The organism is Lacticaseibacillus jixiensis (assembly GCF_042847315.1).
Classification (GTDB): domain Bacteria; phylum Bacillota; class Bacilli; order Lactobacillales; family Lactobacillaceae; genus Lacticaseibacillus; species Lacticaseibacillus jixiensis.
Window position 1 is genome coordinate 75,884 of the sequence record NZ_BAAFPR010000010.1, and the last position, 24,796, is coordinate 100,679.

Here is a 24,796-nt window from a genome sequence, read left to right on the forward strand (position 1 = left end):
AAGCTTAGCAACGGTGATGGCCACAGCGCAGACGCAAGCCGCCAGGGCCAGCCATATTGGGATCGCTGTTAGCGACTTGTCGCATACAGCGAAGCGCAGACCAAGATCCACCCGCGGGCTTTGCGGGTTAGCTTGGTCGAGCACCCCCTATATGGCTGGCCCTTGTGGCTGAAGGCGAAGCTGTGGCTATCACCGTTGCGTTGCGCACGTGCGGTTATTGTGGATTTTATAGTTCGTTTGACGCATAATAAATAGCGTATGATTACGCTTGAAAGGACGTGCCCTATTGACTCAACGTGCACGATTGATCTATAACCCAACTTCTGGTAACGAAGGCATGAAGCGCAGCGTTGCCGACATTTTGAATATTTTGGAACAAGCCGGCTATGAAGCCAGTGCGTTTCAAACCACGCCGGAGCATTTTTCCGCCAAAACTGAGGCTTCGCGGGCCACGCTGGACGGTTTCGACTTGATCGTCGCGGCAGGCGGCGATGGCACCATCAACGAAGTGGTCAACGGCATTGCGCCGCATCGCCACCGGCCGAAGATGGCGATCATTCCTGCCGGCACCACTAATGACTACGCGCGCGCCTTGGCGATTCCGCGCGAAGATCCGGTGGCCGCGGCGAAGGTCATTCTCAAAGACCAAACCATCCGCATGGACATCGGCAAGGCCAATAACCATTATTTCATGAACATCGCCGCTGGCGGTTTGCTGACAGAGCTGACTTATGGTGTGCCCAGCGAATTCAAGTCGATTTTTGGCTATTTTGCTTATTTGATCAAAGGCGCGGAGATGCTGCCGGCGATCAAGCAATTCCCGATTCACTTGGAATATGATGATGGCGTGTATGATGGCCCGGCGTCGATGTTCTTGCTGGCGATGACCAACTCCATCGGCGGCTTCGAGCAAATCGTGCCGGATTCAAGCCTAGGCGATGGCAAGTTCTCCTTGATCGTGGTCAAAACGGCCAAGCTGCCGGAATACTTAGTCTTGATGGGTAAAGTCTTAAACGGCGGGCGCCATGTTGACGACCCGAATGTCATTTACACCAAGACCCAGAACTTGGTGGCGACGCGCGAAGATGGCGAAGAGCTCAAGATCAATCTGGATGGCGAATACGGCGGCAGTGCGCCGATGACTTTCCAGAACTTGCGCCAACATATCGAAATGTTTGCCAATGTTTCGGAGATCCCATCGCAGAAAATCGCTGACAGCGCCACGAAACAAAACGATTACTTGCAAGAAGTTGAATCGATTTCCGAAACGGACCTGAATGGGAACGGGAAGATCGGCAAGTAAACACAATGGATATACACTGCGCTTAAGTTAACGCCGCGTCATCAAAGTTTGCACGAGTTGCAAACCTTGATGACGCGGCGTTTTCTGTGCTTAGGGGTCATATTGAGTTGCGATGGTTTGTGATGACAACTTGCTTTTATTTTATAAGTAAGTTGACGCAGAATTCAGTATCACGTATACTTAAGTTACCGATATGGTAATTTGACTTCATGGCGGTGACAGAACGCATGCACGTATCGTACAAGAATAAGCGCATCGAGAAACAGTGCACGAGCCTCCGAGAAGCCAAGAAAGCCTATTCGGAGAAGGTTGCGGTCAAGTTATTGCAACGTGTCAATTTTTTGGTGGCAGCGGATAACCTTGCGTCGGTAATTGATAACCCAGTCCTGCATTTCCATGATCTGAAGGGGAATCGTGAAGGCATTTATGCAATCGATATTGACGGTCGCAGAGGGTCATATCGGTTACTGATCAGAATCGATGGTTTTAGCAAGGAAGAGGTTTTTGCCATCGCAAACGTCATTGAAATCATCGAAATAACGGAGGTAAGCAATCATTATGAGTAATGTAGTTGAATATCAAGATCTGATTGCTTTTCATCCGGGATCCTATCTTGAAGAGATCATCGATGAATGGAATGTTACGCAAGCTGATTTTGCCAAGCGTATTGGCGTGTCGAGCAAGACGATTAGTAAGATCGTCAGTGGACAGGATAATGTTAGTGCTGCGACAGCTGACAAGTTGGCTAAAGCGACCGGGATTTCGATGGCGACTTGGCTTCGACTGCAGGCGCAATATGATACCAAGCTGGCCGAGATCCAGGATGCGCAACAAATCGCAGATGAGGCACAAGTCGCTAAGCTGCTTGATTTGAAGTATCTGAAAAACAATCAATTCATCGAAAATAAGCGCTATTCGACTGTTGAGAAGATCCATGTGCTGCGCAAACTCTTTAAGATCTCCTCATTGACCCAGTTGCGGATCTTTGATTCTGCGGTCAGCTATCGCAGATCGGCTTCAGATAGCGAAGAGAAGTCGATCGTGTGCTCTAATGCGATGCTTAACCTGGCGACGAATTTGGCACGTCATGCAACAGATAACAAGTACAGTAAAGAGAAGCTTGAACAAGCACTTCCGAAAATCAAGCAAATGAGTTTAGATTCGCCGGAGCATTTCTATCCTAAACTGGTGGCAGTACTGGCCGCATGCGGCATCGTATTAGAAGCCTTGCCGATGCTGCCAGGAGCCAGGTTGAATGGCGCAACCAAACGATTCAAGAATGGCAGCGTATTGTTGCTGGTGACGGATAAGAATCGCTATGCGGATATTTTCTGGTTCTCGCTCATGCATGAATTAGGGCATATCTACTATCAAGATTTTCATTCTGATTATGAGGATAAAACGGCATACTTTAAGAAAGAGGAACAAGCTGATAGGTTTGCTTCAGAATTCTACGTGCCGTCGGTGAAGTTTACAGAATTTGTGTCGAAGCACGAGTTTACTAGGCAATCAATTAGTGCCTTCTCACGTGAGCTGAATATCGATCCAGGAATGCTGGTTGGCCGTTTGCAGAAGCATGAGTTGATCGATTATTCTCACTTCAATGAGCTAAGAACGAAATATGAGATGCAGATTGTTGGCTGATTTAAAGCGATAAGTAGTGAATTTAACGCATCACGCAATCGTCAGCGTGGTGCGTTTTGTTTGTACGCAACGCTAAAAAGACTGGTTGTGAGCCGCTGCCTGCTATTGCTTTGGCCGTCGTTTTCTGGTAACGTCAAGTGTTGAGACAATATTGCAACATCGTATATAAGGAGATTTAATTTGGCTAAAACGCCTGTCACCAAGAATGAGAAACTCACTGTTACTATCGAAGATTTGACCTATGAAGGCATGGGGGTCGCCAAAGTCGACGGCTATCCGCTGTTTATCGAAGGCGCCTTGCCCGAAGAAGTGGCTGAAGTCGTTGTGGTCAAAGCCGAGAAGAAATACGCTTTTGCGCGCTTGTTGAACCTTGTACAAACTTCGCCTGACCGCGTGGCACCTAAGGCCAAAGCCTATGCGCAAACCGGCATCGCGCCGCTGCAGCATTTGGCTTACCCGGCGCAGTTGCGCTTCAAGCAAAATCAAGTGGCTCAACTCTTCAAGAAGGCCCATTTGGATATCGATGTGTTGCCAACGTTAGGGATGGACAAGGCTTATGGTTACCGCAACAAGGCGCAGATCCCGGTGCGCAATGTTGATGGCCAATTGACCACCGGCTTCTACAAGCGCCGCAGCCATGAATTGCTGCCGCTGGAGGATTTCTACATCCAAGACCCAGCCATCGACCAAGCCATCATTGTGGTGCGTGACTTACTGCGCAAATATCAGATCCCAGCATACAACGAAGCCCAAAACACCGGCGTGATCCGCCACATCATGGTGCGCCGCGGGTATTTCTCCCATGAATTAATGATCGTGTTGGTATCAACCACTTGGGCGGTGGAACACCTGGAAGAATTGGTGGCTGACATTTCCAAGGCTTTACCAGAAACGGCCAGCATCATGTTGAACTTGAACAACCGCAAAACCAACGTGATTTTAGGCAAGAAAACGCGCACGCTTTTTGGCCATGACTACTTGGAAGACAAGCTGCTGGGCTTGACTTTCCGCATCAGCCCGCTGTCGTTCTACCAAGTCAACCCGCAACAAACTGAGGTCTTGTACCAAACAGCCATTGACGCTGCCGGCTTGACCGGGGATGAAACGGTGATCGATGCGTATTCCGGTATCGGGACGATTTCACTTTCGATGGCCAAACACGCCAAGCGCGTGATCGGCGTCGAAGTGGTGCCTGAAGCCGTGCATGATGCCGCCGTCAACGCGCAGTTAAACAACATCAAAAACGCCGATTTCGTGATCGGCAAAGCCGAAGAAGTCATGACTAAGTGGGCCGAAGAAGGCCAACACGCCGACGTTTTGATGGTGGACCCGCCGCGCAAAGGCTTGGCACCAGAGTTCACTGCTGCTGTGGGCAAGATCTTGCCAGACAAAATTGTTTACGTGTCTTGCAACCCGGCGACCTTGGCGCGCGACATCGCGGCCTTAGGCGAGTTTGGTTATGTGGCCAAGCAGACTCAGCCAGTGGATATGTTCCCGCAAACCACTAGTATTGAAAGTGTTACGGTACTGACCAAAGCGTAGCAAAGCGCATTTAGCGGTGGATATAAGGCGGAATGACGCAAAGGCGGTTTGTGCCTTGGCGGCGTCACGACTTATATCACGCCGCGTTGCTTTGCGTAGCTCGACGATGACCAAAGCGTAGCAAGTCAGCAACAGGCACCACACTCTAGAAACGAGTGTGGTGCCTGTTTGTGTTTCAGCGCTGGCTTGTGTGCCTTTGCTGAGCTTGAGATAATAAGTCAAGGAGGTGTGTGCCATGCCAACTACAACGATCCAGTTGACCATCGAGAATTTATTGACTAGCCTTGGCATTCGCGACTTTGAGCGCATGCAGCTGCAGACTGCTCACACAGCGTTGCAACAAGGCCAACGTGCCAAGACAGTATTCGCCAAGCTTGAAGCAGCCCTGCGGCCGTTAGCGCTGCGGGATAATTTGACGCCTGATGTGGCTGATTTGTATGACTTGTTGCAAGGGCAGACGCCGGCGCGTTATGACTTGAGCATTTTCCATGCGGCAGACGGCGTGCACCAAGCGCGGGCGATTTTTGCCGGCGGGTGCTTCTGGTGCATGGTGAAACCCTTCGATGAGTTGCCGGGGATCCAAGCGGTGGTTTCAGGCTACACTGGCGGACGCACGGCTCAGCCCACGACTGTGGGGATGCAAGTAGATCCTGCCGGTCATGTGGAAGCCGTAGAGATCATTTACGACTCGCGCCAGACAAGCTATGCGCAGCTGCTGGCAATTTATTGGCAACTAATCGACCCATTAGATGGCAATGGGCAATTCCAAGACCGCGGGCCGCGCTATCGGCCGGTGATTTTCTGGCTTGATGATCAACAGCGCCGCCAAGCTGAGCAGTCTGTCGCTGAGGCTTCGGCGCGCTTAGGCCAAGCGGTGGCAGTTACCGTGGCAGCGGCGACGACTTTCTGGCCGGCGGAGAATCGCCAACAAGCGTTCTATAAGCATCAACCCAAGCGATATCGCGCCGTGATGCAAGCCCGTCGGCGGCTGTTGCGTTGGCAGAAGCTGAAGCGTTGGTTGAGACAGATCAATCAGCGGCTGTGAAAGCTATTTTTTCCAGCCATAGAAATTCGTGTCTTCCAAATGCCAGAAGTTGAACTCTTGCGTGAATGGGTCTGCTTCGTTGATATAAAGGTAGTAGTATCGAGGAAACCCAATTGATTGTAACCGCAAATACTTGTCTTGGAATGAAGCACCGACTTGGAAGCTGCGAAGAGTGCTTTGATCGATGACTTGGATGCCTTTAGCCATTAACGAAATATCTGGCAAAGCAGGAAAATTGGTGAGCGTCGGCATTGTGTAAATAATGATCTGAGTTTCCGTGAAGACAACGATACAGCATCTTGCGATAAGGGTTTCGTACAATGGGTTCCAAGGAAAACCGAGCAGAAACTTTAAGACCGGATTTGGGCCTGAATGACAAATCAGAAAATTATGATTTCCGTTCAGTTGATTTCGCGCCATGAACGCCAAGATCATTGCTCGCTCATAGGGTGTCATGATTGTCACCTCAGATCAGTTTTGCACGCCAGTTAAAAAAACAGTACACTCGTCAGTGTACTGTAAGCGCTTATAATTGCCAAGCGAAAATAATTGCTTGGCATTTTTTTGTGGTGCTTCGCGATCTGTTTTAACGCTGGGTGATGTTGTGTTTGCTTGCCGGCATTACATCAGGCATGGCGTTGAGCGTGGCCATATCGGCATCATCAATGGTGAAGTCCAGCTTGGTGTTGGCTTGAATGTGGTCTAAGCTGGTGGCTTTAGGCAGCGGCAAGACGCCATTTTGCAAGACGAAGCGCAGTGCCAATTGCGGTACGGAAACGCCGTACTTCTCAGCTAACGGCCGCATCTGGTCGTTATCCAACAAGCCGCCGGTTGCCAGTGGTGAGTAGGCTTCGACCAAGATGTCATGGGCTTGGGCAAAGGCGGTGTTTTCAGGTTCCGTGGCGCCGATGTAATATTGGATCTGGTTAACAGCAGGCACGACATCGGCGTTATCCAGAAGGTTTTGCATGTCGTGGACGTCGAAGTTGGAGATCCCGATGTTGCGCGCCGTTTGGTCTTTGTAGAATTGCTCCATGGTTTGCCACGCTTCCAAGTTCTCCTTGTCATAGCGCGTGCCAGCTTCTCCCCATGGCCACGGTGCATGGATCAAATACAGATCCAAGTAATCGAGCCCTAAGTTCTCCAAGGTCTTGGCAAAATGGTCCTTGACGCCAGCTGCATCTTTGATTTGCGCTGGCAGTTTAGAGGTGACGAACAGTTCGTCGCGACGTACGCCGGAATCGGCGATCGCTTTGCCGACGCTCTTCTCATTGCCATAAACGAAGGCGGTATCGATGTGGCGATAGCCGGCTTCTAAAGCCATGGTCACAGCGCGGTAGGCCACGTCGCCATCTGGGATCTGCCAGGTACCAAAGCCTACTTGCGGGATCTTGTTGCCATTGTTTAAGGTGAACGTATCAGTCAATACAGACATATGTGATCCTTCCTTCTGTTAGCGATTTCATACTATTTAAGCTTATCATCTGTAAGTGTAATTGTCGAGGCTTACAACAGCATAATGTTACCGCTTGCGCACAATCGATCTCGCGGTACAATAAGGATGTAACCGTAAGCATATCAGAGTTGAGGAACCCACACGTCTATCACGCCGCGTTGGGGAACGCAGCTCGCCAAGGAGGAATCATCATGGAATTCGCATCTGTCTTAAAGAATCGTCGTTCCATTCGCAGCTATACCGGCGCGCCACTATCTGACGAACAGCTCAATGCCGTTTTAGCCGCCGCTGAGCAGGCCCCTGTGGCGATGGGCCAATATCAGAACTACCATCTGACAGTTGTCCAAGACCCTGCTGTCTTGGATGCCATCGAAGAAGCCTGTGCCACGGTTTTCCATCGTCATGGCAGCAAGATGTTATACGGGGCACCAACTTTAGTAATCGTGTCGGCGACTGGCAACGGTAACGCCGATTACGCCAGTGCCGGAATCATCGCGCACACCATGGCGCTGGAAGCTGTTAACCAACAGGTGGGCTATTGCTACATCTGGGGCGCGATCGCTGGTTTGGATCAAAGCCCAGCAACCTTGGCCAAACTCAACTTGCCAGCCGGCTTCACCCCAGCTTGTGCGGTGGTGCTTGGCCAAAGCGATGACACATACGCGCCGCGCGATGTTGACCAAACCCGCATCGGCGTCACGAAATTGTAAGGTACGTAAAAAGCTGGCCCATGATGGGACAGCCTTTTTTATAAAAATATTTAATTTATCGTGAAAATATTACCAGCAATAGCAATGGTGGGCTTAGATAATGTCATATGTTATAATAAAACTTGCAGAAAAGTTTAATGAGCGGCGGTACTAACTCTGAAAGAGGGTGGGGCTTATGGTGTAATAACCTTAGCGTCGTATTCTGAAAGAAGGGAGTACAGCAAGGCTTGTGATTGGTGCGATTGCATCAGTTGCGGCCATCATCGGGGCGCTGGTAGTTTTGACCAATGTGGTAACACATTGGGTCAAGGCGATGATCCGCCTGCTAGAAGCAGTGCGCAAGCTGATGGTGGCGTTCGGAAAAATCCGAAAAAAATGAGCAAGCAAAAAGCCGCTTCTAACTTTTGCGAGATTTTAGCGGCTTAATGCTTGTGTAAAATTGACCACCGTTCTTAAAACGGTTCTGCCTCGGAGCGCGGCCTGTGCAAAGGTCGCGCTCTTTGTGTCTATATTATATCACGCGACCAGATTGTCGCCAAGATGTATCAGAGCGGAACAAATTGCACTTGTGCAGCTCGACGCCAGCAAAGCTTGTGATTGGTGCGATTGCACCAGTTGCGGCCATCATCAGTGCGCTGGTAGTTTTGACCAATGTGGTAACACGTTGGGTCAAGGCGATGACCTGCCTGCTAGAAGCAAAGCACTTGCTGATGGTGACGTTCGGAAGAATCCGAAAAAATGAGCAAGCAAAAAAAGCCGCTTCAAAACTTTTTGGGAAGTATAGCGGCTTAATGCTTGTCTAACTGACCACCGTTCTTAAAACGGTTCTGCCTCAGAGCGCGGCCTACGCAAAGGTCGCGCTCTTTGTGTCTGTATTATATCACGCAACCAGACTGTCGCCAAGACGTACCAGAGTGCAGCAAGCTAATTGTACCCGCGTTGCCTTGTGCAGCTCGATGCCAGCGAGGCTTGTGATCGGTGCGATTGCATCAGTTGCGGCCATCATCGGGGCGCTGGTAGTCTTGGTCAATGTGGCAACACGTTTAATCAAGGCGATGACCTGCCTGCTAGAAGCGAAGCACTTGCTGATGATGGCGTTCGGGAAAATCCGAAAAAAATGAGCAAGCAAAAAAGCCGCTTCTAACTTTTGCGAGATTTTAGCGGCTTAATGCTTGTCTAAAATTGACCACCGTTCTTAAAACGGTTCTGCCTCAAAGCGTGACCTGTGCAAAGGTCGCGCTCTTTGTGTCCATATTATATCACGCGACCAGACTGTCACCAAGACAGTTTGCGCCTGATGAGCGTCGCCCACTTGAATTGCCAGTCATCACGCCGCTTTTGGCTTGTGCTTCCCGCGCCTAAACATCCGCACCAGCCACACTAACGCTACGATTGCCGCCAGTGCCGCGCCAATCAGCCAATACCAGGCGTGATGCAGCTGCTTGGTGGCGGCGTTATCACGGGCACTAGCGGTTTTGGCAGAATATGGGACGCGGTGGCCGGTGACAAGCAGGCGATGCGAGTTGACCCCATACGGCGTGCAAGTCATCAGCGTTGCCAAATCGCGGCCGGATTCGATTTTCAACGCGTTGATGTCAGTCGGCAAGATGGTTTGAATACGGTCGACTTGATAGGCGAGGTGGCGCTTGCCCACGGTTAAGATGAATTGCTGGCCGCGCTTGAGCTTGGGCAAATCGGTGAACAGTTCCTTGGTGGGCAAGCCGCTGTGCGCAGAAATCACGGTGTGCGTGTTCTTGCCGCCGCTGGGAAAAGAGGTGTTGGCCAGCACTGTCGCGCCAGATTCAAGCAAGGTGGCGTTGGTGGTGTCATATAACGGAATGGAAACGTTGATGTCAGGGATCGTCACAGCGCCGATGAGGTGTTGGTTCAGGTAAGCTTGCGCACTGTTGCCGGTTGCGTCACGTTTGAAGACATCCCCGCTGGGGCGAATGCCGTTAGCGGCGAGATCCGCATTGGCCTGCTTGCGCGCTGTCGCAGCTTGCTCGGCATTGCGCTTGGCAACTGCTTGGCGGCGCTGGGTTTGGATATGGGTATGCACGGTGTGGTAGGCGTTGGCGACAAAAGGGTAGGCGAAGATCCCCAAGCCCAGACAGAAAATCGCCCATACCAGCAAGTCTTTGAGTTTGTTCGACATGGCGCACCTCCAGGATATGTATGATGACGGCCAAGCCGTCATCAAAAGCGTTAAGCTTTGCGCTTCTTGAGATAAACCGCGCCGCCCATTGCCGCTGCCCCGATAGCCAGGAAGGAGATGATCCCCACGCCACCAGTGATCGGCAAGATGTCCGGGTTCGGATCGTTGGTGATGGTTTTGCCGGCGATGTCCGTTGCACCTTGTTCGGCCTTGTTGATGGTGAAAGCCGTCTCGGCGTTCTCAAAAGTGTAGCCGGCTGGCGCTTTGGTTTCGACTAATTCATAATCACCAGCAGCCAACCCCATCACAGACAACTTACCGCCGGTGCCGGAAATCAGGTCCGTGCCTTCTTCTTGAGTAGGCTTCCATTCGATCAGTTCCGGATCATAGACACCGCTGCCGGCAACGAATTCTTTGTCGGTCAGCTTCAGCCATTCAAAGCCGCCATCAGCGGTTGCCCGGCGGATTTTAAAATGGGCCCCAGATAAACCTTTATTGGTTTCGGAATCCACCTTGGTGAAGTCGTGACCACCGGTTTCCACTAATGGTGAGTTGTCAGTGGTGGTGTCATCCCCATGTTGGTTGGTCAACGTGGTATAGAAGTCGTTGCCGATTTCCACATAGGCCTCAGCGTCATCATTGATGGCCATGGTGTAGTGGAATTCCAACTTGCGGCCAGCTAATTTGTTTAATAACGCTTCCATATCGGCGTTCATGTCAGCCCAATTCCAAGCAAAGTCATAGCTGAAGCCGGCATGCTTGTCGCTAGGCCAGCCAGCATCGTTAGACGACAGCGGGCTGCCTAAGCGGTCAAATTCGGGTTTCACATCCACGAAGTCCTCGCCGTCGTAGTAGCCGATGCGATCGATGCTCACCAGATCCGTGCCTTTGGTGGTCATTTCATCCAAGAACTTCAAGGCTTTGTAGCCGGCTTCAGGATCGGTGATCGCCATTGGGATCGGGGAGCTTGACGTGTAATGCAGCGCTTTGCCGACGTCTTTGGAATAGTAGCCGTCTGGCAAGGCCACGTTGTTGTCGTCTAGCAAGTCTTTTTGCGTGGCGTAGTTCTTGGCGTACAAGTCCACCGTGCCTTGGTCAGCTAGCTGTTGGTTCATCCCCAATAAGAACGGCTGAGCGGGCAGGTAGTCTTGGTTGACCCCGCCATCTGGATAGCGTTCCACGAACACGAATACGCTGTTGACAGCGTTGCCGTCTAAGGTCGTGGTTTTCGGCAAGTTCATTGACGCCACGCCGTTGGCACCAGTGGTGATGTCAGCGATGAAAGTCGCATCAGCACTTAAGGTCGCCCAGTTGTCGGTGACGTGCTTAGCCACGGCTTTAGCGTCTGCAAAGTTGCCGCTGGCGTTCAAATCGCTGTAAAGCTTAGTCACGTTATACACGCCGAAGTCGATGTCGCTTAACGCCTCAAGGCCGTCTACCGGCAAGGCGCTGCCGGTGTTTTCAAACTGGCGGCCGTCAAGTACCTTGAACTTGTGCAAGTTCAACTTGAAGTCGCCAGCGTCTTTGGTTGCCGCTTGCGTCACTTGCGGCGCCACAGTCATCGCCGTGGCCGCCACGGTCGTTAAAGCCAGCGAGCAGGTCATCATCCCAGAAACTAGGGTGCGGGTGAGCTTGGTGGTTTTCATCTAAAAAATTCCCCCTGAATAATTGTCATTGTCTGCGACGTAAACGTAACGCGGCTAAGCCCATTAAGGCTAAGCCGATCAATAAAGCCCCAATGCTTGCGGCTTGGCCCATTGCCGGCAGCAGGCCGGCAGCCAGCGGCGGCTTGCTAGGCGTGGTGGGCACCAATGGCCGTTTCTGGTAGTTGTACACCCGCGGCTTGCCAATTTGGCGCACCTCAGGCGATACCACGCCAGCCACGGTTTCCGGCAGCGCTTGGTCGTTGATCAATACCGGCAAGAAGTTGCCTTTGGCGTCGTACCAAGCGTTTGGCACGGTCACTTTCACCGGCTGGTCTTTGAGATTGTTGGTGTAGCCATCTAAAGCTTTGAGTTCTTCGAAGTAATACGTGCCGCTGGCCACGAAGCGCTCGCCGGTATCCACCAGCCCGTCAGCATCTGAGGTAAAATGCGCCACGCGCGAGTCGTTTAACGCATCTGTGCTGGGCAGCCATGCATTGGCAAGGTTCACTGCGGGCGCATTGGCCAAGTACAGCTTGTTGCCTGAAGCATCCAAGCGATACATGGCAAACACCACGCCGGCCAGCGGTTGTTCGCTGCCATCAAGCTGCCTGCCGTATTTGAAGAAGAACGGATCGCGCACATAGCCGACGTTTTTGGGATACAAATGCACCGTCGCCAAAGCCGTACCATTCACGCGCGCCGGCAGTTGCAAATACAGCGGGGCAGCTTTCTTGGTGAGGTCGATGTTGATGGCCGTTTGCGGCGTGACACCGGTTTCCACCAGCAGATAAGCCGCATATTGCCCGGCGTGGTAAGTTGGCACCGTGATGTTGGCGATGCCGTCTTCGCCGTTTACCGTCGCCGTGGTGACTTCGGTGATCAGCGGCAAGTCGTGTTCTTTAGCCAGCGTTTGTGCGCCGGCAAGCGCCATTTTGCCCAGGCGCTTGGCAAAATCCTCCTGTGATTCATCAACGAGCTTGGCGCTGTCATACAAAGTGCTGGCGTCATATACGGCAAATTGTGCGCCGTTAAGGCCAAAAGATTCATCCCCCAGCGTCAAGGCTTCACCGGTGTTGGTGTATTGCCATTGGTCGACGTTGCTTAAGCGCGCATCGCGATAGGCGCGCTTATGAATCGTCAAGGTGGTGGTATCATCTGCTGCTGCCACCGGGCGGGCCGCAAAAGCCAGCAGCATGGCGACTCCCGCTAAGCAAAGCGTGAGCAATTTTCTCATCGGGAGTCCTCCTTTCGAAAGTGCCAGCCTAACGCCGCAGCCAAGCCGATCAACAAGGCGGCCACTGCCCATAAGGCGTGATTGCCGTTGCCGCCAGTCACCGGCAATACCGTCTCATAAGGCTGGTTTTCGATGGTGATCGTCAGCTGGTGGTCCTTGCCGCTAAATTGATACTGATCGGCACTTAAGTCACTTGCTGAATAGTCATCCAAAACGGTGGTACCGTCGAGTTTCACCGTGAAGGTAAATTCCCCTTCAAGCTGCAAGAAGCCGCTTGGTGCCTTGGTTTCTTTGAGTTTATAGGTGCCAGGCATAAGTTTGTAATCTCCAAACGTCAACAAGCCTGAACTGTTGGTGGTGCCGCTTTGTAAGACCTTGCCGTTTGCGTCTTGCAGCGCAAACTCGGCGCCGCGCAACTGTCGACCATCTGGATCGGTTTTCTTCAAGCCGATGGTGGTTGGCTTGCGCGGGTTGACGACGGTGTTGCCATGTTGCCAATCCTTCGGCCAAGTGATCGTGCCGTCTTTGTTCACCGTGATTTGAATGCGTTCAGCCAGCGGCACATAACCTGCCGGCGTGCTAATTTCGCCCAGCCAGTATTGGCCGGGATCGATTTGCGTGAAAGCAACTTGGCCTTGGGCGCTGCTTTCTGCGGTGTGCAAGGCGTCACCGCCAGTGGCATTGGCGAATAATCCAAAGCGTACGCCGGAGATCCCTTGGCCCAAGTCGTCATGCTTGGCAAAAGCAATGTTAACCGGCTTCACGACTGGCGTGACTTCAACCGTGACCGGGTTGGTGGTTTGCGAATAGCGCACCGCTTCTTTGTGATCAAACATTTCCACCGTGGCAGTGTTGGTCATGACGTGCTTTTGGGTGATCGTTTCTGGATCATGATCCGTCTTGACCATCAGCTGAGCGCTGAAGAAGCCGCCTTTGAATGGAATCTTCATGACCTCGTCAGCTTCAATGGTGATGGTCACTTGCTGGCGGCCGTTAATGGTTTGAACGGCAACTTGATGCGCCAGTTCGCGCTCGCGAGAATTTAAGGCGTCGCGTTCATTGAAGACCTTGACGTTGTCTGCATACCGATCGCTGGCAAGCTTCATGCCTGCAGGCAATAAGTCGCTGATCACGATTTTCGTTGGACGCCCGAGCACATCTTCCACCACCGAGTAGGTTTTCTGATTGATGTAATAGTACATCGTGGCCTTATCGCTGGCTTGTTGGTTGATGTTTTGGCCGTCTAAGTCATTCTTGGTGTAGATGTCGCCGACAGCCGCTTGGGCGTCACCGCCGCCGCTGACCGGTGTGCTGGAAATCGACTTGTTGTTGGTCAAGTCTGCGGGGATGTTCAAGTCCGCTTCCCCAGAGGCATTGGCCAGCCAAGTCGAGTTGGCTTGCGAGTAAGTGCCGCGCGTAAAGCCAAAAGTCGTTCCAATCAGCGTGAAGCCCACTGCGCCGTTACCAAAAGTCGGCGTGCCCAAGCGATCTTGCCAAGTGTTCTGGACGTCGATGTCTTGAGGATTGGCCGTGTCCCAATCCCCCCACTTATGGGCGGTATAGCCGCTGATTGGGTTATTGCCTTGTGGCCAACCGTTTGCGACCCAAGCTTCAAAGGCCCGGCGGTTGTCAGGGGCCAGCTGCGATTCGCTTAACTTGGTTTCTTTGACGAAGTTGGGATCGGCCACATCGGCTTTGAGGCCGTTGTCGCTGCGCACGAACTCCCCAGGGTTCAAAGAGGTGAAAGTCAGCTTCGCCGTAGAGTCACTGGCAAAGTTGATCGGCTGGCGCGTGTCGGCCCGAAAGAACGTGACTTCCCAATCAAAATGACGAATGTTGGCAATCGAGATCCCCGAGTAGAAGTTGCTGGAGAAGTCGATGCCGACATTGTTCTGATTGTTCCATTCCACAGCCCGGTGGGTGATGTTGGAAACTTTGACATAAGCGCCGACTGGCACGTTGGTACCGTTGGCCGCTTGCACATAACCCACATTGGTGTAGCTCAGCTCGATGGTGGCTTTGTTGACTTGATTGTCGCGGTAATGGTCAAAGATCACCGCTCGCGCCGATGAGCCTGCAATATAATCAGTCGACACATCGTTTTCCATGTTGCCGCGGCTGCCGTATTTGTTGCGATTGCTGTTGGCAGATTTGGTGTAGATGTGCGCGGTGCCGGCATTACCGGTGACATTCAAGGCAACGGTGGCATTGGCGGTTAACGACAACACCAGGTTATGCGCGGTGAATGGGTCACCAGTGGGTTGCAGGACTGCTTCAAGCGGGGCGACAGCCGGTTGTGCTTCTGCAGCCTCTGCAGCATTTTGAGAAACGCTTGCTTCTGGCGTTGCGTCTGCTTCTGGTGCACTGGCTTCTTCTGGATCTTCTTTGGCTTCTGCCTCTGGCGCTGCTTCTGCATCAACAGCCGGGGCTTGCGGCGCTTCTTCAGTTGCTTGCGGCAAGGTCACCGTATGCGGCCCCGCCGTGTCATCGTGCAAAAGGCCAAGTCCCTTGGTGAGATCTGGCGTTTCGTCTAATTGCGCGTGAAGCGTTAAGCTGCGTTGGGCAGCGTCAGTTTCGAAGTGCAAGCTGCCTTTGGCTTCTGTTGAGAAGGCGGCTTCTTGCCACCAGTCGGCGTCTTGGACAACGACAGCTTGCCAATCCTTGGCCTCAACTGGGTTCAAGGGCAGATCTTGGGCCGTGACTTGTAAACGCAAGGCGCGGTCGGTGGCACTTAATTGGCGCTGGTAGTTGATCGTCCAAGCGATGTGTTCACCGTTAGGGACACCCGTCACGCTGACGGTGAGATCGTCGGTGTCGATCACGGTTTCGTGAACCGTGGGCTTGCTGACGGCGTGCACAGTCGTGGCTGTGAACACCGCGCACAACTGCGTGACCATCAACAAGGCCGCCAAGAAACCGTGGATCAGTTGGCGTTGCATCGACATTCCTCCTTTCGTGGCTGAATTACGTGGTATTGTTCAATCATTAACACCCCCAAAGCTAATGGTTTTGATTCGCTGGTACAATTTAAGCATAGCAAAACGCCGCGCTGACCTGGTAATCAAAAGTGAAGAATTGATGAACTATTTTTATAAAAGTGAATATGGCGCGGCCTGGTGATAATGTTGGTGCCTGATTTCACAAACATATCATCGCTGTGCTGATGAAGACCTAAGCTGATGCACACAAAAAAAGGGCCGCGTCGATGAGGACGCGGCCGTGAGTTGCGATGGTATCAAGTTGTTTGTACCGAGGGGATGAAGCGATGAGCTAATGGAAACTGCGCAATTGGTGCACAGTAATGGCGCGGTTTATGCCTTGGCAAGCCATGTAATTATTCTGAAAATACTGTTAACTCGCGTCGACGGTAGGCTTGATCAATGCCATATGCTATAATCAAATTTGCAGAAAAGTTTAATGAGCGGTGGTACTAACTCTGAAAGAGGGTGGGGCTTATGGTGTAAAAACCTTAGCGTCGTATTCTGGAAGAAGGGAGTACAGCAGGGCTTGTGATTGGTGCAATTGCATCGGTTGCGGCCATCATCGGTGCGCTGGTAGTCTTGGTCAATGTGGCAACACGTTTAATCAAGGCGATGACCTGCCTGCTAGAAGCAGTGCACAAGCTGATGATGGCGTTCGGGAAAATCCGAAAAAAATGAGCAAGCAAAAAGCCGCTTCCAACTTTGGCGAGTGCTAGCGGCTTAATGCTTGTTTAGTAATCGACCACCGCTCTTAAAGCGGTTCTGCCTTGGAGCGTGACCTCTGCAAAGGTCGCGCTCTTTGTGTCTCTATTATATCACGCGACCAGACTGTCGCCAAGACGTAGCAGAAGTGCAGCGAGGTAATTGCACCCACGTTGCTTTGTGCAGCTCGACACCAGCAAGGCTTGTGATTGGTGCGATTGCATCAGTTGCGGCCATCATCGGGGCGCTGGTAGTCTTGGTCAATGTGGCAACACGGTTGGTCAAGGCGATGACCCGCCTGCTTTACGCAGTGCGCAAACTGATGGTGGCGTTCGGAAAAATCCGAAAAAATGAGCAAGCAAAAAGCCGCTTCCATATTCTTTGGCAAGATTTTAGCGGCTTGATGCTTATCTAAAATTGACCACCGTTCTTAAAACGGTTCTGCCTCGGAGCGCGGCCTGTGCAAAGGTCGCGCTCTTTGTGTCTCTATTATATCACGCGACCAGACTGTCGCCAAGACGTACCCGAGCGGAACAAATTGCACCTGGGCAGCTCGACGACAGCAAGGCTTGTGATTGGTGCGATTGCATCAGTTGCGGCCATCATCGGTGCGCTGGTAGTCTTGGTCAATGTGGCAACACGGTTAATCAAGGCGATGACCTGCCTGCTAGAAGCGAAGCACTTGCTGATGGTGGCGTTCGGAAGAATCCGAAAAAAATGAGCAAGCAAAAAGCCGCTCCATATTCTTTTGCGAGATTTGCTAGCGGCTTAATGCTTGCTTAGTATTCGACCACCGTTCTTAAAACGGTTTTGCCTCAGAGCGTGGCCTGTGCAAAGGTCGCGCTCTTTGTGTTTCCATTATATCACGTGTACAGATCATCATCAGGTGATTTGTCCCTTTGCGCCACTCAAGCTGTGACCAGTATCTACTATATTTACGCTGCTTGCCGCCGCAGTTGCGGGGCAGTGAACCACAGGATCAAGAAATTGGTCAACAACAATGCCGCAGTGGAAATAAACACCACATTATAATCAAAGACCCCAGCCAAGGTCCCACCTAATAGTGACCCGAACATGTTACCCAGCGCTTGGAAGGACTGATTCCACGAGAAGATCAAAGAAGTCGCGGAACTCGGCGAATTTTTCGTCAATAAGGTTTGAATCGTCGGGAACAACGCGCCATCAGAGATCCCGACCATCAAGCGCAAGAAGCCTAATGCGACGACCCCTGGTACGAAACCTTGCGGCAAATAAACCAGTACCGCGAAAATGTACCCGGCAATCAACACTCGGCCGCTGCCATGCTTGTCGCCATATGCGCCAAGCCGCGGGGCAGCCATGATATTGGAGATCCCAGGCAATGCCGCGATGATGCCGGCAACCAACGCCACTGGGCCGGCGTTATGCATCAATTCTTTCACATATAAGGAAATAATCGGCGCGATGGATGTGTTGCCTAACTGCACAAACATGGTAGAAATCAGCAACACGATGATTAGCTTGGGACTGGCGAACTGTGATAGGAAGCCTCGCTCTCGCGCTTGCTTGGAGTGCTCAACAGGCACAAAGTCTTCTTTGACGAAGAACGCCGACATGATCCCGGTGATGAACAACAGCGTGGCGGTGATGAAGAAGGTGTTGCGAATCGAGAAGAACTGCGCCAAAGCGCCGCCTAACACCGGACCCATTAAGGTGCCGGAAGTTGAGCCGGTGACCAAAGTCCCCAGCGCTTTGCCGGCATTCTCCCGCGGGGTTTGGCTGGCGATCAAGGCTTGGGCATTGGAGATGTAGCCGGAAAACAGGCCTTGCAAGGCGCGCAAGCCGATTAATTGCCAGATATTAGTGACCAAGCCCATCAACAGCATCGCCACCGCCATCCCGAAGGCCGCGCGGATCAACATGATCTTGCGCCCTTTGCGATCGGCTAACGCGCCCCATAACGGGCTGACAATGGCCGTCATCAGAAAAGTGGCGGCGTAAACAATGCCGGAATAGAAGCTGACTTGCGACTTGGTGAAATCTCCCAGCTGGCCGACATACAGCGACATGAACGGCATGATCTCGGAGAAAGCGATCCCTGCCACGAAGGTACAACCCCACAAGATCGTTAAGTTGCTTTTCCACGGCGAATGCCGGCGCTGTTCCTCATCCATGTTGCCTATCATCCTCTCTGCTGTCTAATTTACTCACAAGGGACCATTTTGCGCCTTAATTGTGAACAAAATGTGAACGTTGCAGTTGTCGAATTGTCCGCTCAGCTGCTTTTGCCTCGGTTAACGGTGACGGCAAAATGCTGATGCGGCGCCATCTGGATGGATGAAAATTAGAAATTGATGATATTAACGATCATCCACAGGTTCTTGCGTGCAATCGTTTACTTCATTCTGCTAACCTTAAATTACAGGGGAGGTAAGCCATGCGCAAGGGGTTATTGGTGGTATGGCTGGTTATCTTGGCAGGGCTGATGACAGGAGGTGAGTGGATGCAGCGCAGTGACTTCAAGATCTACTATGGACAGGCCAGTGCACAAGTTGTGCAGCAACTAAGCGCCTACCCCTTGGTGATCGTGGAACCAAATGCGTGGTCAACGCCGCAACTGCAAACGTTGACAGCGACCAGTGCCGTATATGGCTATGTGAATGTGATGGAAATGGAACCCGCTTACGAATTACCAACCAAAGCGCGCCTGCAAGTCGCCGGCAAACCCGTGGCGATTCCGGCATGGGACACGTACATGTTGGATCTCACCCGCGACGACGTGCAACAGGCGCTTACGGCTAAAGTCGAGCGCTTGGCTCATGGCGGCTACACCGGGGTGTTCTTGGATACGGTAGGCGATATTGACGACTATCTCGCCGACCACCCGCAAGTGCAAGCCAGCCAGCGCGAAGCATTGCGCGAGTGGTTAGGCCGCATGCAGGCGCGGTTTCCCGACTTGGATTGGTTGCAAAACCGCGGCTTTGCCACGTATATCGACACCAGCCAAGCTTTCGTCAAGCGCGTCTTATGGGAAGATTTTCGCGCCAAAGAAATTCGCGAAGACCAATGGAGCCGCGATTGGCTGAAACGGCTGCAAGCAACTGACGCCAAATTGTATGCCGTGTGCGCCGATTCCGCGTCGCTAGCAGAAGCCAAGCGGCAAGGGATGCTGGTGACATACAATCCCAACGATGTGTACGACGTGGTACAAGGGCGGTAAGGGAAAAATTTGAGAAAAGCGGAGACCCTCCGCTTTGGTTTATCGTCGAGCTGCGCAAAGCAACGCGATTGTGGGTAAGCTGTCCCAAGCTTATGGCAAAGAGCGCCATAAACTCAGGCCATCTTACCCACATCGCGCACCCGCTTTGCTCCGCTCTGGTTTATCGTCGAGCTGCGTGGCGCAACGCGGGTGCAGCTAGCTACGCCATTGTGTTTGGGGCAAAAAGCGCCCCAAGCACGATGGCTAGGCTACCTGACCCGCTAACAGCGCGCCACTTCGCTCTGGTTTATCGTCGAGCTGCGCAGCCCAACGCGATTGCGGATAAGCCGTGACGCCGCCAAGGCAAAGAACGCCTTTGCGTCATCCCGTCTTATCCACATCGCTAAGATCGGGCTGCTGCGCTCTGGGTGTTTGAAAGGAGTAACTTTTCATGGCTAAGACCAACCAGACACGGACCATTCTGAAGTTCGTGGAACCGCTTGTGGGGGTATTTCTGATCGGCCTGTTAATGGCCGAGACTAACTGGATGACGACCACGCATGCGGCTATGCTTGGGGCATTCGTAGTAGCGGGATTCGCTGCTTATTATGGCATCAGCGTCGGGCTGTACAGCTGGGGCGCGTTGTTCGTGGGTAACATGTTGTATACCGGTGGGTTATTGCAAGAAGATATTCTCTTACAACTTTGGCAATTTGATGCGCTGCTGTATTGGAGCGGGATGCTGCTGGCTGCGGCGCTGATCGGCGGGATCACCAGCGCGCGCCGGGAACGCTTGGAAGACCAACGTTATCAGAACGCGTCATTGCACAAAGATATCATTGAATTAGAAAGCACGGTTGATACGGTGGTCGCCGCCAAAGACGAATTGAAAACCAATTTATTGGCGACTGACAACCAAACCGCAGAACTGGTTGAATTGTTCCAAGTGTTAGACCATGTGGCGCCGCGTTTTGTCCCAGCCACGGTGGTGCAGCAGCTTGAACGCCACCTTGGCGCCACCAATGTCGTGGTGCATGAATGCGGAGGCGACAATGCTTTGAAGCCGATTGCCGCATCTGCGGGCACCACGGTGCAAACGCTCACTTGCCAAGCGCCGATGATCCAGCGCACCATCGAATCCGGCGCGCCGATCTTGCGTGGGCAAGCCGATAGTCAAGATGCGCCAAGCTTGGCTGGGGCGGTGTTGGTCAATGATCAGCTGGCTTATGTGATCACGCTGGATCTGCCTTTTGAACAGCTTAGCCAACAACAATTGAACTTGTTTGGCTGGTTCACGCAGATCTTAGGCATGCGTATGGAAACCGAAGCCTTGCGCGAAGCCGCTTATCCGGTGGCGCCAAGTGCTAACGTCTTAGCCAATGTGCTGGAAGGGTAGGGTATGATGATCCTCATTCTATATGCAGCCTATTTATTGCTTTGTGTGTTGCTGTTTAAGGCGTTATGGCACAGCTCATGGCCGATGCTGGATACGTTGTGTCTGATCGTTTCGGCAGTGTTTCCCATTGTGGGTTTGGTCGCGGCGATTTGGTGGCGCGGGCATTATCAGCCAAGCCAAAACGCCGGGCAAGCAGTGATCGACGAACACGCCGCCAACCGCTTTGAACCAGTGGTGAACTACGCCAACTTGCGCGCGCAAGCCCAACAAGACGCCCAAGCCGAAGCCTTGCGCCCGGCGCTGTTGGCCAAGCGCGAAGCCGGCCATACCAATGTTGTGGTGCAATTGCAGAATGCCCAGGTCCCGGCAGTTGGCCGCTTGTTAGAACAAGCGCTTGATACCGGCCATGTGGACACGGTGCATTATGCCGCCACCACTTGGCAAAAGCTCACCAATCGCCATCAACAAGCCATCGCCCAAGCCAAAGACGCTTATGCCAAGCTGCACACTGCCGATGCTGGCAAGGCATGGTTAGATGCGCAGCGCGCCTTGATCGATGCGGCTTTGCTGGATCAAACCAGCGCCAAGCGTGCTTGGCAGCAATTGGAAGCTGACGCCGCTAAGCTGGCCAAGCGTTATCCAGGGGTGTGGCAATTCTGGGCGGCACTGGTGGATGCGCAATTGCACGCGCACCGCTTTGCCGACGCCGCCAAGACTTTAGACGATGCGGTCCAAGCCGGCGTGGCCAATGCGCCGATGCAATATCGCCGCTTGCACCTGGCTTATGCGACCAGTGATTGGCAACAAGTGGCCCAGCGTCTGCAGAACCTTGGGGCGGCGCCTTTGGTGGAACTCAACCGCAACGAGCGCCAACGCATCAATTTATTAAGAAGGAGGACGCTGAATGAAACGGGCTAAACTAGCCCTCGCGATCGGCATCACCGTCTTGACCAGCTTGATCGTGACGGGCATTCTATTGATCCGCAGCGACGTATTGCACCTGCGCGTTTTCCCAGCGATCGCCGCTGAAGAAACGGTTTCGGTGCACCACACCCCGAAGAAAACGACCCTCACCGGCAAAAACCGCGTCTACTATGTTCAACCGCGCGAAGCCGAAGCCGCCCAGCTGCAACAATCCACCAAAGTCGGGCTAAGTTATGCCAAAGTGGAGTTTCAAGACCTCACCGCAGATCAAATCGCCACGGTTGAACCAGATGCGAATTCCACCTTGTTAGTCGCCGACGCTGATGTCGCAGACTACGAAGCGGCTTTATTGGCGTTCATTGAAAATGGCGGCAATGTGGTGTTTATGGCGCCGCTAGATGAACCGTCTAAAGCACTGCAAGCGGCCATCGGGGTGCAGGAATTCGGCAAAGACGAGAAAGTCACCGGTTTGCACTTCGATCAAGAAGTGTATCCCGGCTACCCGAATGTGATCGAGAACGACTCTGATGCTTTTGCGCATAACGTCAACGCTTTGACGCTGGTGCCACAAGCCGAAACGTTGATCTCGGCGCAAGAGCAGCCGCTGTTAGTCAGCCACGACACCAAAGGCGGTACGGTGCAATATTGGAACACGCATTATCTGGCGGATAAGCTGGCGCGCGGCTTGTTTGTGCAAAGCTTGACGCGCTTGCAACCGGTGAGTGTCACCGCCCAAGCCGGCATTCAAGTGATGCATATCGACGATTTCCCAGCGCCGGTGCCAGAAGCCACCACCACTGTGGCCACGGCAGCAGGCGACACCACCACGGTTGCGGATTTCTATGCGCATTACTGGTGGCCGGACATGGCCAAGCTGGCCAAGCAATACCACCTTAAGTACACCGGGGCGCTGATCGGCACGTATGGCAACGATGTGTCAGGCCAAACCGTCGACTTGTATGCGGCAATGCGCAAAACGGGTCAGAAATACACCCGCGAATTAATGCAACTTGGCGGCGAATTGTCGATGCACGGCTTTAACCACCAGCCATTGCTGTTGGCTGAAGATCCAGTGGACGCCAAGCTCAAATACAAGGCTTGGCCTGATCAAGCCACAATGGAACAAAGCCTCACCCAAGTCGCAAACTTAGTCGACACCTTGGATTCGCGCGCGAAGGTGACCACTTATGTGCCGCCTTCTAACTTGTTATCAGACACCGGTATCCAGGCGTTAGGCAATGTTTTTGAAGATTTGGACACGGTGGCGGCGCTGTATTTCGGGGATCAAACCAGTTCGCGTTATGTCACCGAATACGGTGAGAATCAAGCCGACTCGGCGTTGTTCAACTTTCCGCGCAATGTCTCCGGTTACGCCAACACGCCGAAGAACCGCTATGAAATCGCCGAAGTGGCGGCGACGTTCAGCGTGGTGTCGCACTTCATCCATCCTGATGACGTGTTTGACCAAGCCCGCGGCAACGGCGCCAACTGGCCGACGCTTGCTGAAGGCTATGCTGAACAGCTGGAATTCATTGCCACAAATTTCCCACAAATCACGCCGATGACCCAGCGCTTGGCGACAGCCACTTTGAAGCAATATTTCAAAGGCGCCGTGGATGTGGCTTATAGCGACAAGCAAATTGAAGTCATGGCGCGCCACTTGCCGACTAACGCCAGTGTCAATGTGCGCTTGCAAGACGGCCGCTTGGCGACAGGCGACTTCAAAAACCGCAAAGTCACCCAACTGTCAGACGGCTTGTACAGCGTGCAGTTGAAACAAGCGGCAGTGACGATTCCCGTCGTGCATTAACGGAGGAAAATAATGAGAATTGCATTGATCGCAGAAGGTTGTTACCCATATGTCACCGGCGGGGTGTCCAGTTGGGTGCAGAACTTGATCCAAGAACTGCCTGATGCTGAATTTGACGTGTTGGCCATCACCGCTTCGAGTGACCCGCGCCAATCCCGCTATGAACTGCCAAAGAACTTAAACCAAGTAATCGATTATCCGCTAGCCGGCCAGCGCGCCAAAGCGCAGCCGGTGAACCTAACGGATGAAGACCTCGCCGTGATCAGCCACTGGCTGGAAATGGACACGGTGGTGGAAGACGCGTTGGGGTTGTTTGCCGATGCGTCAAAGCTGGGGGATGCCGACACGTTCTTGGCCAGTGAGGAATTCTACACGCTGATCCGCGAACAATATGCCCGCAATCACGAAGCCGTGGCCTTCTTGAGTTATTACTGGTCATGGCGCAACATGTTGACGCCGCTGTTGCGCTTGTTGCAACAACCGGTCGGCCAATATGACTTGATCCAAACCACTGCCACCGGTTATGCCGGGGTGTTGGCGGCAACCATGCATGCTAAGGCCAAGACTCCAGTGATTTTAACGGAACACGGCATTTATGCCCGGGAACGTGAAGAAGATATCTTGCAAACCGACTGGCTGGATTTGACCTTCAAGCCGCAGTGGATCAAGTTCTTCCGCTATTTGGCCAAGTTAGCTTATCACGCAGCCGAAGAAGTGATCACTTTGTCATTAGGCAACCAAGCCCATCAGCGGCAAGGCGGCGCCGACGAAAAGAAGCTGGCTTTGGTGCCAAACGGGGTGCGGGTCAACGAATTAATGAGCCTGCCTCGGCACACTTTCGACGAAGGCGCGCTGCAAATCGGGGCGATCATTCGCATGGTGCCGATCAAAGACATCAAGACGCTGCTATATGCGTGTGCCGAATTGGTGACGCTGAAGATCCGTAAGCACCCAGCCAAATGACGGATTCTCACCGAAAATCCAGCGCGTTATACTTGCCTCATCAATATATTTGGTGAGGTGATTTTTTTGGAAGATAAACCTGATGTTGTCCACTTTCAGCTGGATCA

Annotated in this window: 22 protein-coding genes; 15 read left to right on the forward strand and 7 right to left on the reverse strand. The window is 52.7% G+C overall.

What is annotated here, in order from left to right:
- Window positions 1-286 precede the first annotated feature (286 nt).
- The 5 genes from ACGG90_RS08325 to msrA all read left to right on the forward strand — a co-directional run bounded on the left by ACGG90_RS08325 (window position 287) and on the right by msrA (window position 5,534).
- Window positions 287-1,303: a diacylglycerol kinase gene (locus tag ACGG90_RS08325; protein ID WP_390408180.1), complete on the forward strand. Its 1,017-nt coding sequence runs from the start codon at window positions 287-289 to the stop codon at window positions 1,301-1,303.
- A gap of 209 nt (window positions 1,304-1,512) precedes the next feature.
- A complete protein-coding gene (locus tag ACGG90_RS08330) occupies window positions 1,513-1,869 on the forward strand; it encodes a hypothetical protein (RefSeq protein WP_390408183.1) in 357 nt (118 codons plus the stop codon).
- Window positions 1,862-2,947 (forward strand): HigA family addiction module antitoxin, encoded by a 1,086-nt coding sequence (locus ACGG90_RS08335; RefSeq protein WP_390408185.1) that lies wholly within the window; start codon window positions 1,862-1,864, stop codon window positions 2,945-2,947. Before ACGG90_RS08330 ends, ACGG90_RS08335 begins: the two co-directional genes overlap by 8 nt.
- A 180-nt stretch (window positions 2,948-3,127) precedes the next feature.
- Window positions 3,128-4,489, forward strand: coding sequence for a 23S rRNA (uracil(1939)-C(5))-methyltransferase RlmD (gene rlmD / locus ACGG90_RS08340; RefSeq protein WP_390408188.1), 1,362 nt, complete (start codon window positions 3,128-3,130; stop codon window positions 4,487-4,489).
- 235 nt (window positions 4,490-4,724) lie between these two features.
- Complete coding sequence (gene msrA, locus ACGG90_RS08345; protein ID WP_390408191.1) at window positions 4,725-5,534, forward strand: peptide-methionine (S)-S-oxide reductase MsrA; 810 nt, start codon at window positions 4,725-4,727, stop codon at window positions 5,532-5,534.
- A gap of 3 nt (window positions 5,535-5,537) precedes the next feature.
- Here msrA and ACGG90_RS08350 read toward each other — a convergent pair whose 3' ends face one another.
- Window positions 5,538-5,990: a hypothetical protein gene (locus ACGG90_RS08350; protein WP_390408194.1), complete on the reverse strand. Its 453-nt coding sequence runs from the start codon at window positions 5,988-5,990 to the stop codon at window positions 5,538-5,540.
- Between the two features lie 130 nt (window positions 5,991-6,120).
- Entirely contained in the window at window positions 6,121-6,969 is an 849-nt protein-coding gene (locus tag ACGG90_RS08355) for an aldo/keto reductase (protein WP_390408196.1), read from the reverse strand.
- A 212-nt stretch (window positions 6,970-7,181) separates the two neighbouring features.
- Here ACGG90_RS08355 and ACGG90_RS08360 point away from each other — a divergent pair, with 212 nt between their 5' ends.
- From ACGG90_RS08360 to ACGG90_RS08370, 3 genes are all read left to right on the forward strand, one after another.
- Complete coding sequence (locus ACGG90_RS08360; RefSeq protein WP_390408199.1) at window positions 7,182-7,700, forward strand: nitroreductase family protein; 519 nt, start codon at window positions 7,182-7,184, stop codon at window positions 7,698-7,700.
- Between the two features lie 229 nt (window positions 7,701-7,929).
- A complete protein-coding gene (locus ACGG90_RS08365) occupies window positions 7,930-8,079 on the forward strand; it encodes a hypothetical protein (protein ID WP_390408202.1) in 150 nt (49 codons plus the stop codon).
- 214 nt (window positions 8,080-8,293) lie between these two features.
- Window positions 8,294-8,503: a hypothetical protein gene (locus ACGG90_RS08370; RefSeq protein ID WP_390408205.1), complete on the forward strand. Its 210-nt coding sequence runs from the start codon at window positions 8,294-8,296 to the stop codon at window positions 8,501-8,503.
- A gap of 524 nt (window positions 8,504-9,027) precedes the next feature.
- Here ACGG90_RS08370 and ACGG90_RS08375 read toward each other — a convergent pair.
- From ACGG90_RS08375 to ACGG90_RS08390, 4 genes are read right to left on the reverse strand one after another with little or no spacing between them, the layout of a single operon-like run.
- Window positions 9,028-9,855, reverse strand: coding sequence for a class C sortase (locus tag ACGG90_RS08375; RefSeq protein ID WP_390408207.1), 828 nt, complete (start codon window positions 9,853-9,855; stop codon window positions 9,028-9,030).
- Window positions 9,856-9,905: 50 nt separating this feature from the next.
- The gene (locus ACGG90_RS08380) at window positions 9,906-11,501 is read right to left on the reverse strand and encodes a SpaH/EbpB family LPXTG-anchored major pilin (RefSeq protein WP_390408210.1); all 1,596 of its coding nucleotides are present in this window, start codon (window positions 11,499-11,501) and stop codon (window positions 9,906-9,908) included.
- Between the two features lie 25 nt (window positions 11,502-11,526).
- Window positions 11,527-12,735 (reverse strand): pilin N-terminal domain-containing protein, encoded by a 1,209-nt coding sequence (locus ACGG90_RS08385; protein WP_390408213.1) that lies wholly within the window; start codon window positions 12,733-12,735, stop codon window positions 11,527-11,529.
- A complete protein-coding gene (locus ACGG90_RS08390; protein WP_390408216.1) occupies window positions 12,732-15,674 on the reverse strand; it encodes an MSCRAMM family protein in 2,943 nt (980 codons plus the stop codon). Before ACGG90_RS08390 ends, ACGG90_RS08385 begins: the two co-directional genes overlap by 4 nt.
- 570 nt (window positions 15,675-16,244) lie before the next feature.
- Between ACGG90_RS08390 and ACGG90_RS08395 the strand changes: the two genes are divergently transcribed.
- Window positions 16,245-16,394, forward strand: a complete 150-nt coding sequence (locus ACGG90_RS08395; protein WP_390408219.1) for a hypothetical protein — start codon at window positions 16,245-16,247, stop codon at window positions 16,392-16,394.
- Between the two features lie 229 nt (window positions 16,395-16,623).
- Window positions 16,624-16,833 (forward strand): hypothetical protein, encoded by a 210-nt coding sequence (locus tag ACGG90_RS08400; protein WP_390408222.1) that lies wholly within the window; start codon window positions 16,624-16,626, stop codon window positions 16,831-16,833.
- A 520-nt stretch (window positions 16,834-17,353) separates the two neighbouring features.
- On the opposite strand, the gene ACGG90_RS08405 is transcribed toward ACGG90_RS08400, so the two are convergent.
- Window positions 17,354-18,571, reverse strand: a complete 1,218-nt coding sequence (locus tag ACGG90_RS08405) for an MFS transporter (RefSeq protein WP_390408225.1) — start codon at window positions 18,569-18,571, stop codon at window positions 17,354-17,356.
- A 263-nt stretch (window positions 18,572-18,834) separates the two neighbouring features.
- Here ACGG90_RS08405 and ACGG90_RS08410 point away from each other — a divergent pair, with 263 nt between their 5' ends.
- From ACGG90_RS08410 to pelF, 5 genes are all read left to right on the forward strand, one after another.
- On the forward strand, window positions 18,835-19,617 hold the full coding sequence (locus tag ACGG90_RS08410; protein ID WP_390408228.1) for an endo alpha-1,4 polygalactosaminidase: 783 nt from the start codon (window positions 18,835-18,837) through the stop codon (window positions 19,615-19,617).
- 430 nt (window positions 19,618-20,047) lie between these two features.
- Window positions 20,048-20,992 (forward strand): hypothetical protein, encoded by a 945-nt coding sequence (locus tag ACGG90_RS08415; protein ID WP_390408231.1) that lies wholly within the window; start codon window positions 20,048-20,050, stop codon window positions 20,990-20,992.
- Between the two features lie 3 nt (window positions 20,993-20,995).
- Window positions 20,996-21,910, forward strand: coding sequence for a hypothetical protein (locus ACGG90_RS08420; protein ID WP_390408234.1), 915 nt, complete (start codon window positions 20,996-20,998; stop codon window positions 21,908-21,910).
- Complete coding sequence (locus ACGG90_RS08425; RefSeq protein ID WP_390408237.1) at window positions 21,897-23,726, forward strand: DUF2194 domain-containing protein; 1,830 nt, start codon at window positions 21,897-21,899, stop codon at window positions 23,724-23,726. The genes ACGG90_RS08420 and ACGG90_RS08425 overlap by 14 nt, the downstream gene beginning before the upstream one ends.
- A 12-nt stretch (window positions 23,727-23,738) precedes the next feature.
- Entirely contained in the window at window positions 23,739-24,689 is a 951-nt protein-coding gene (gene pelF / locus ACGG90_RS08430; RefSeq protein WP_390408240.1) for a GT4 family glycosyltransferase PelF, read from the forward strand.
- Window positions 24,690-24,796 lie beyond the last annotated feature (107 nt).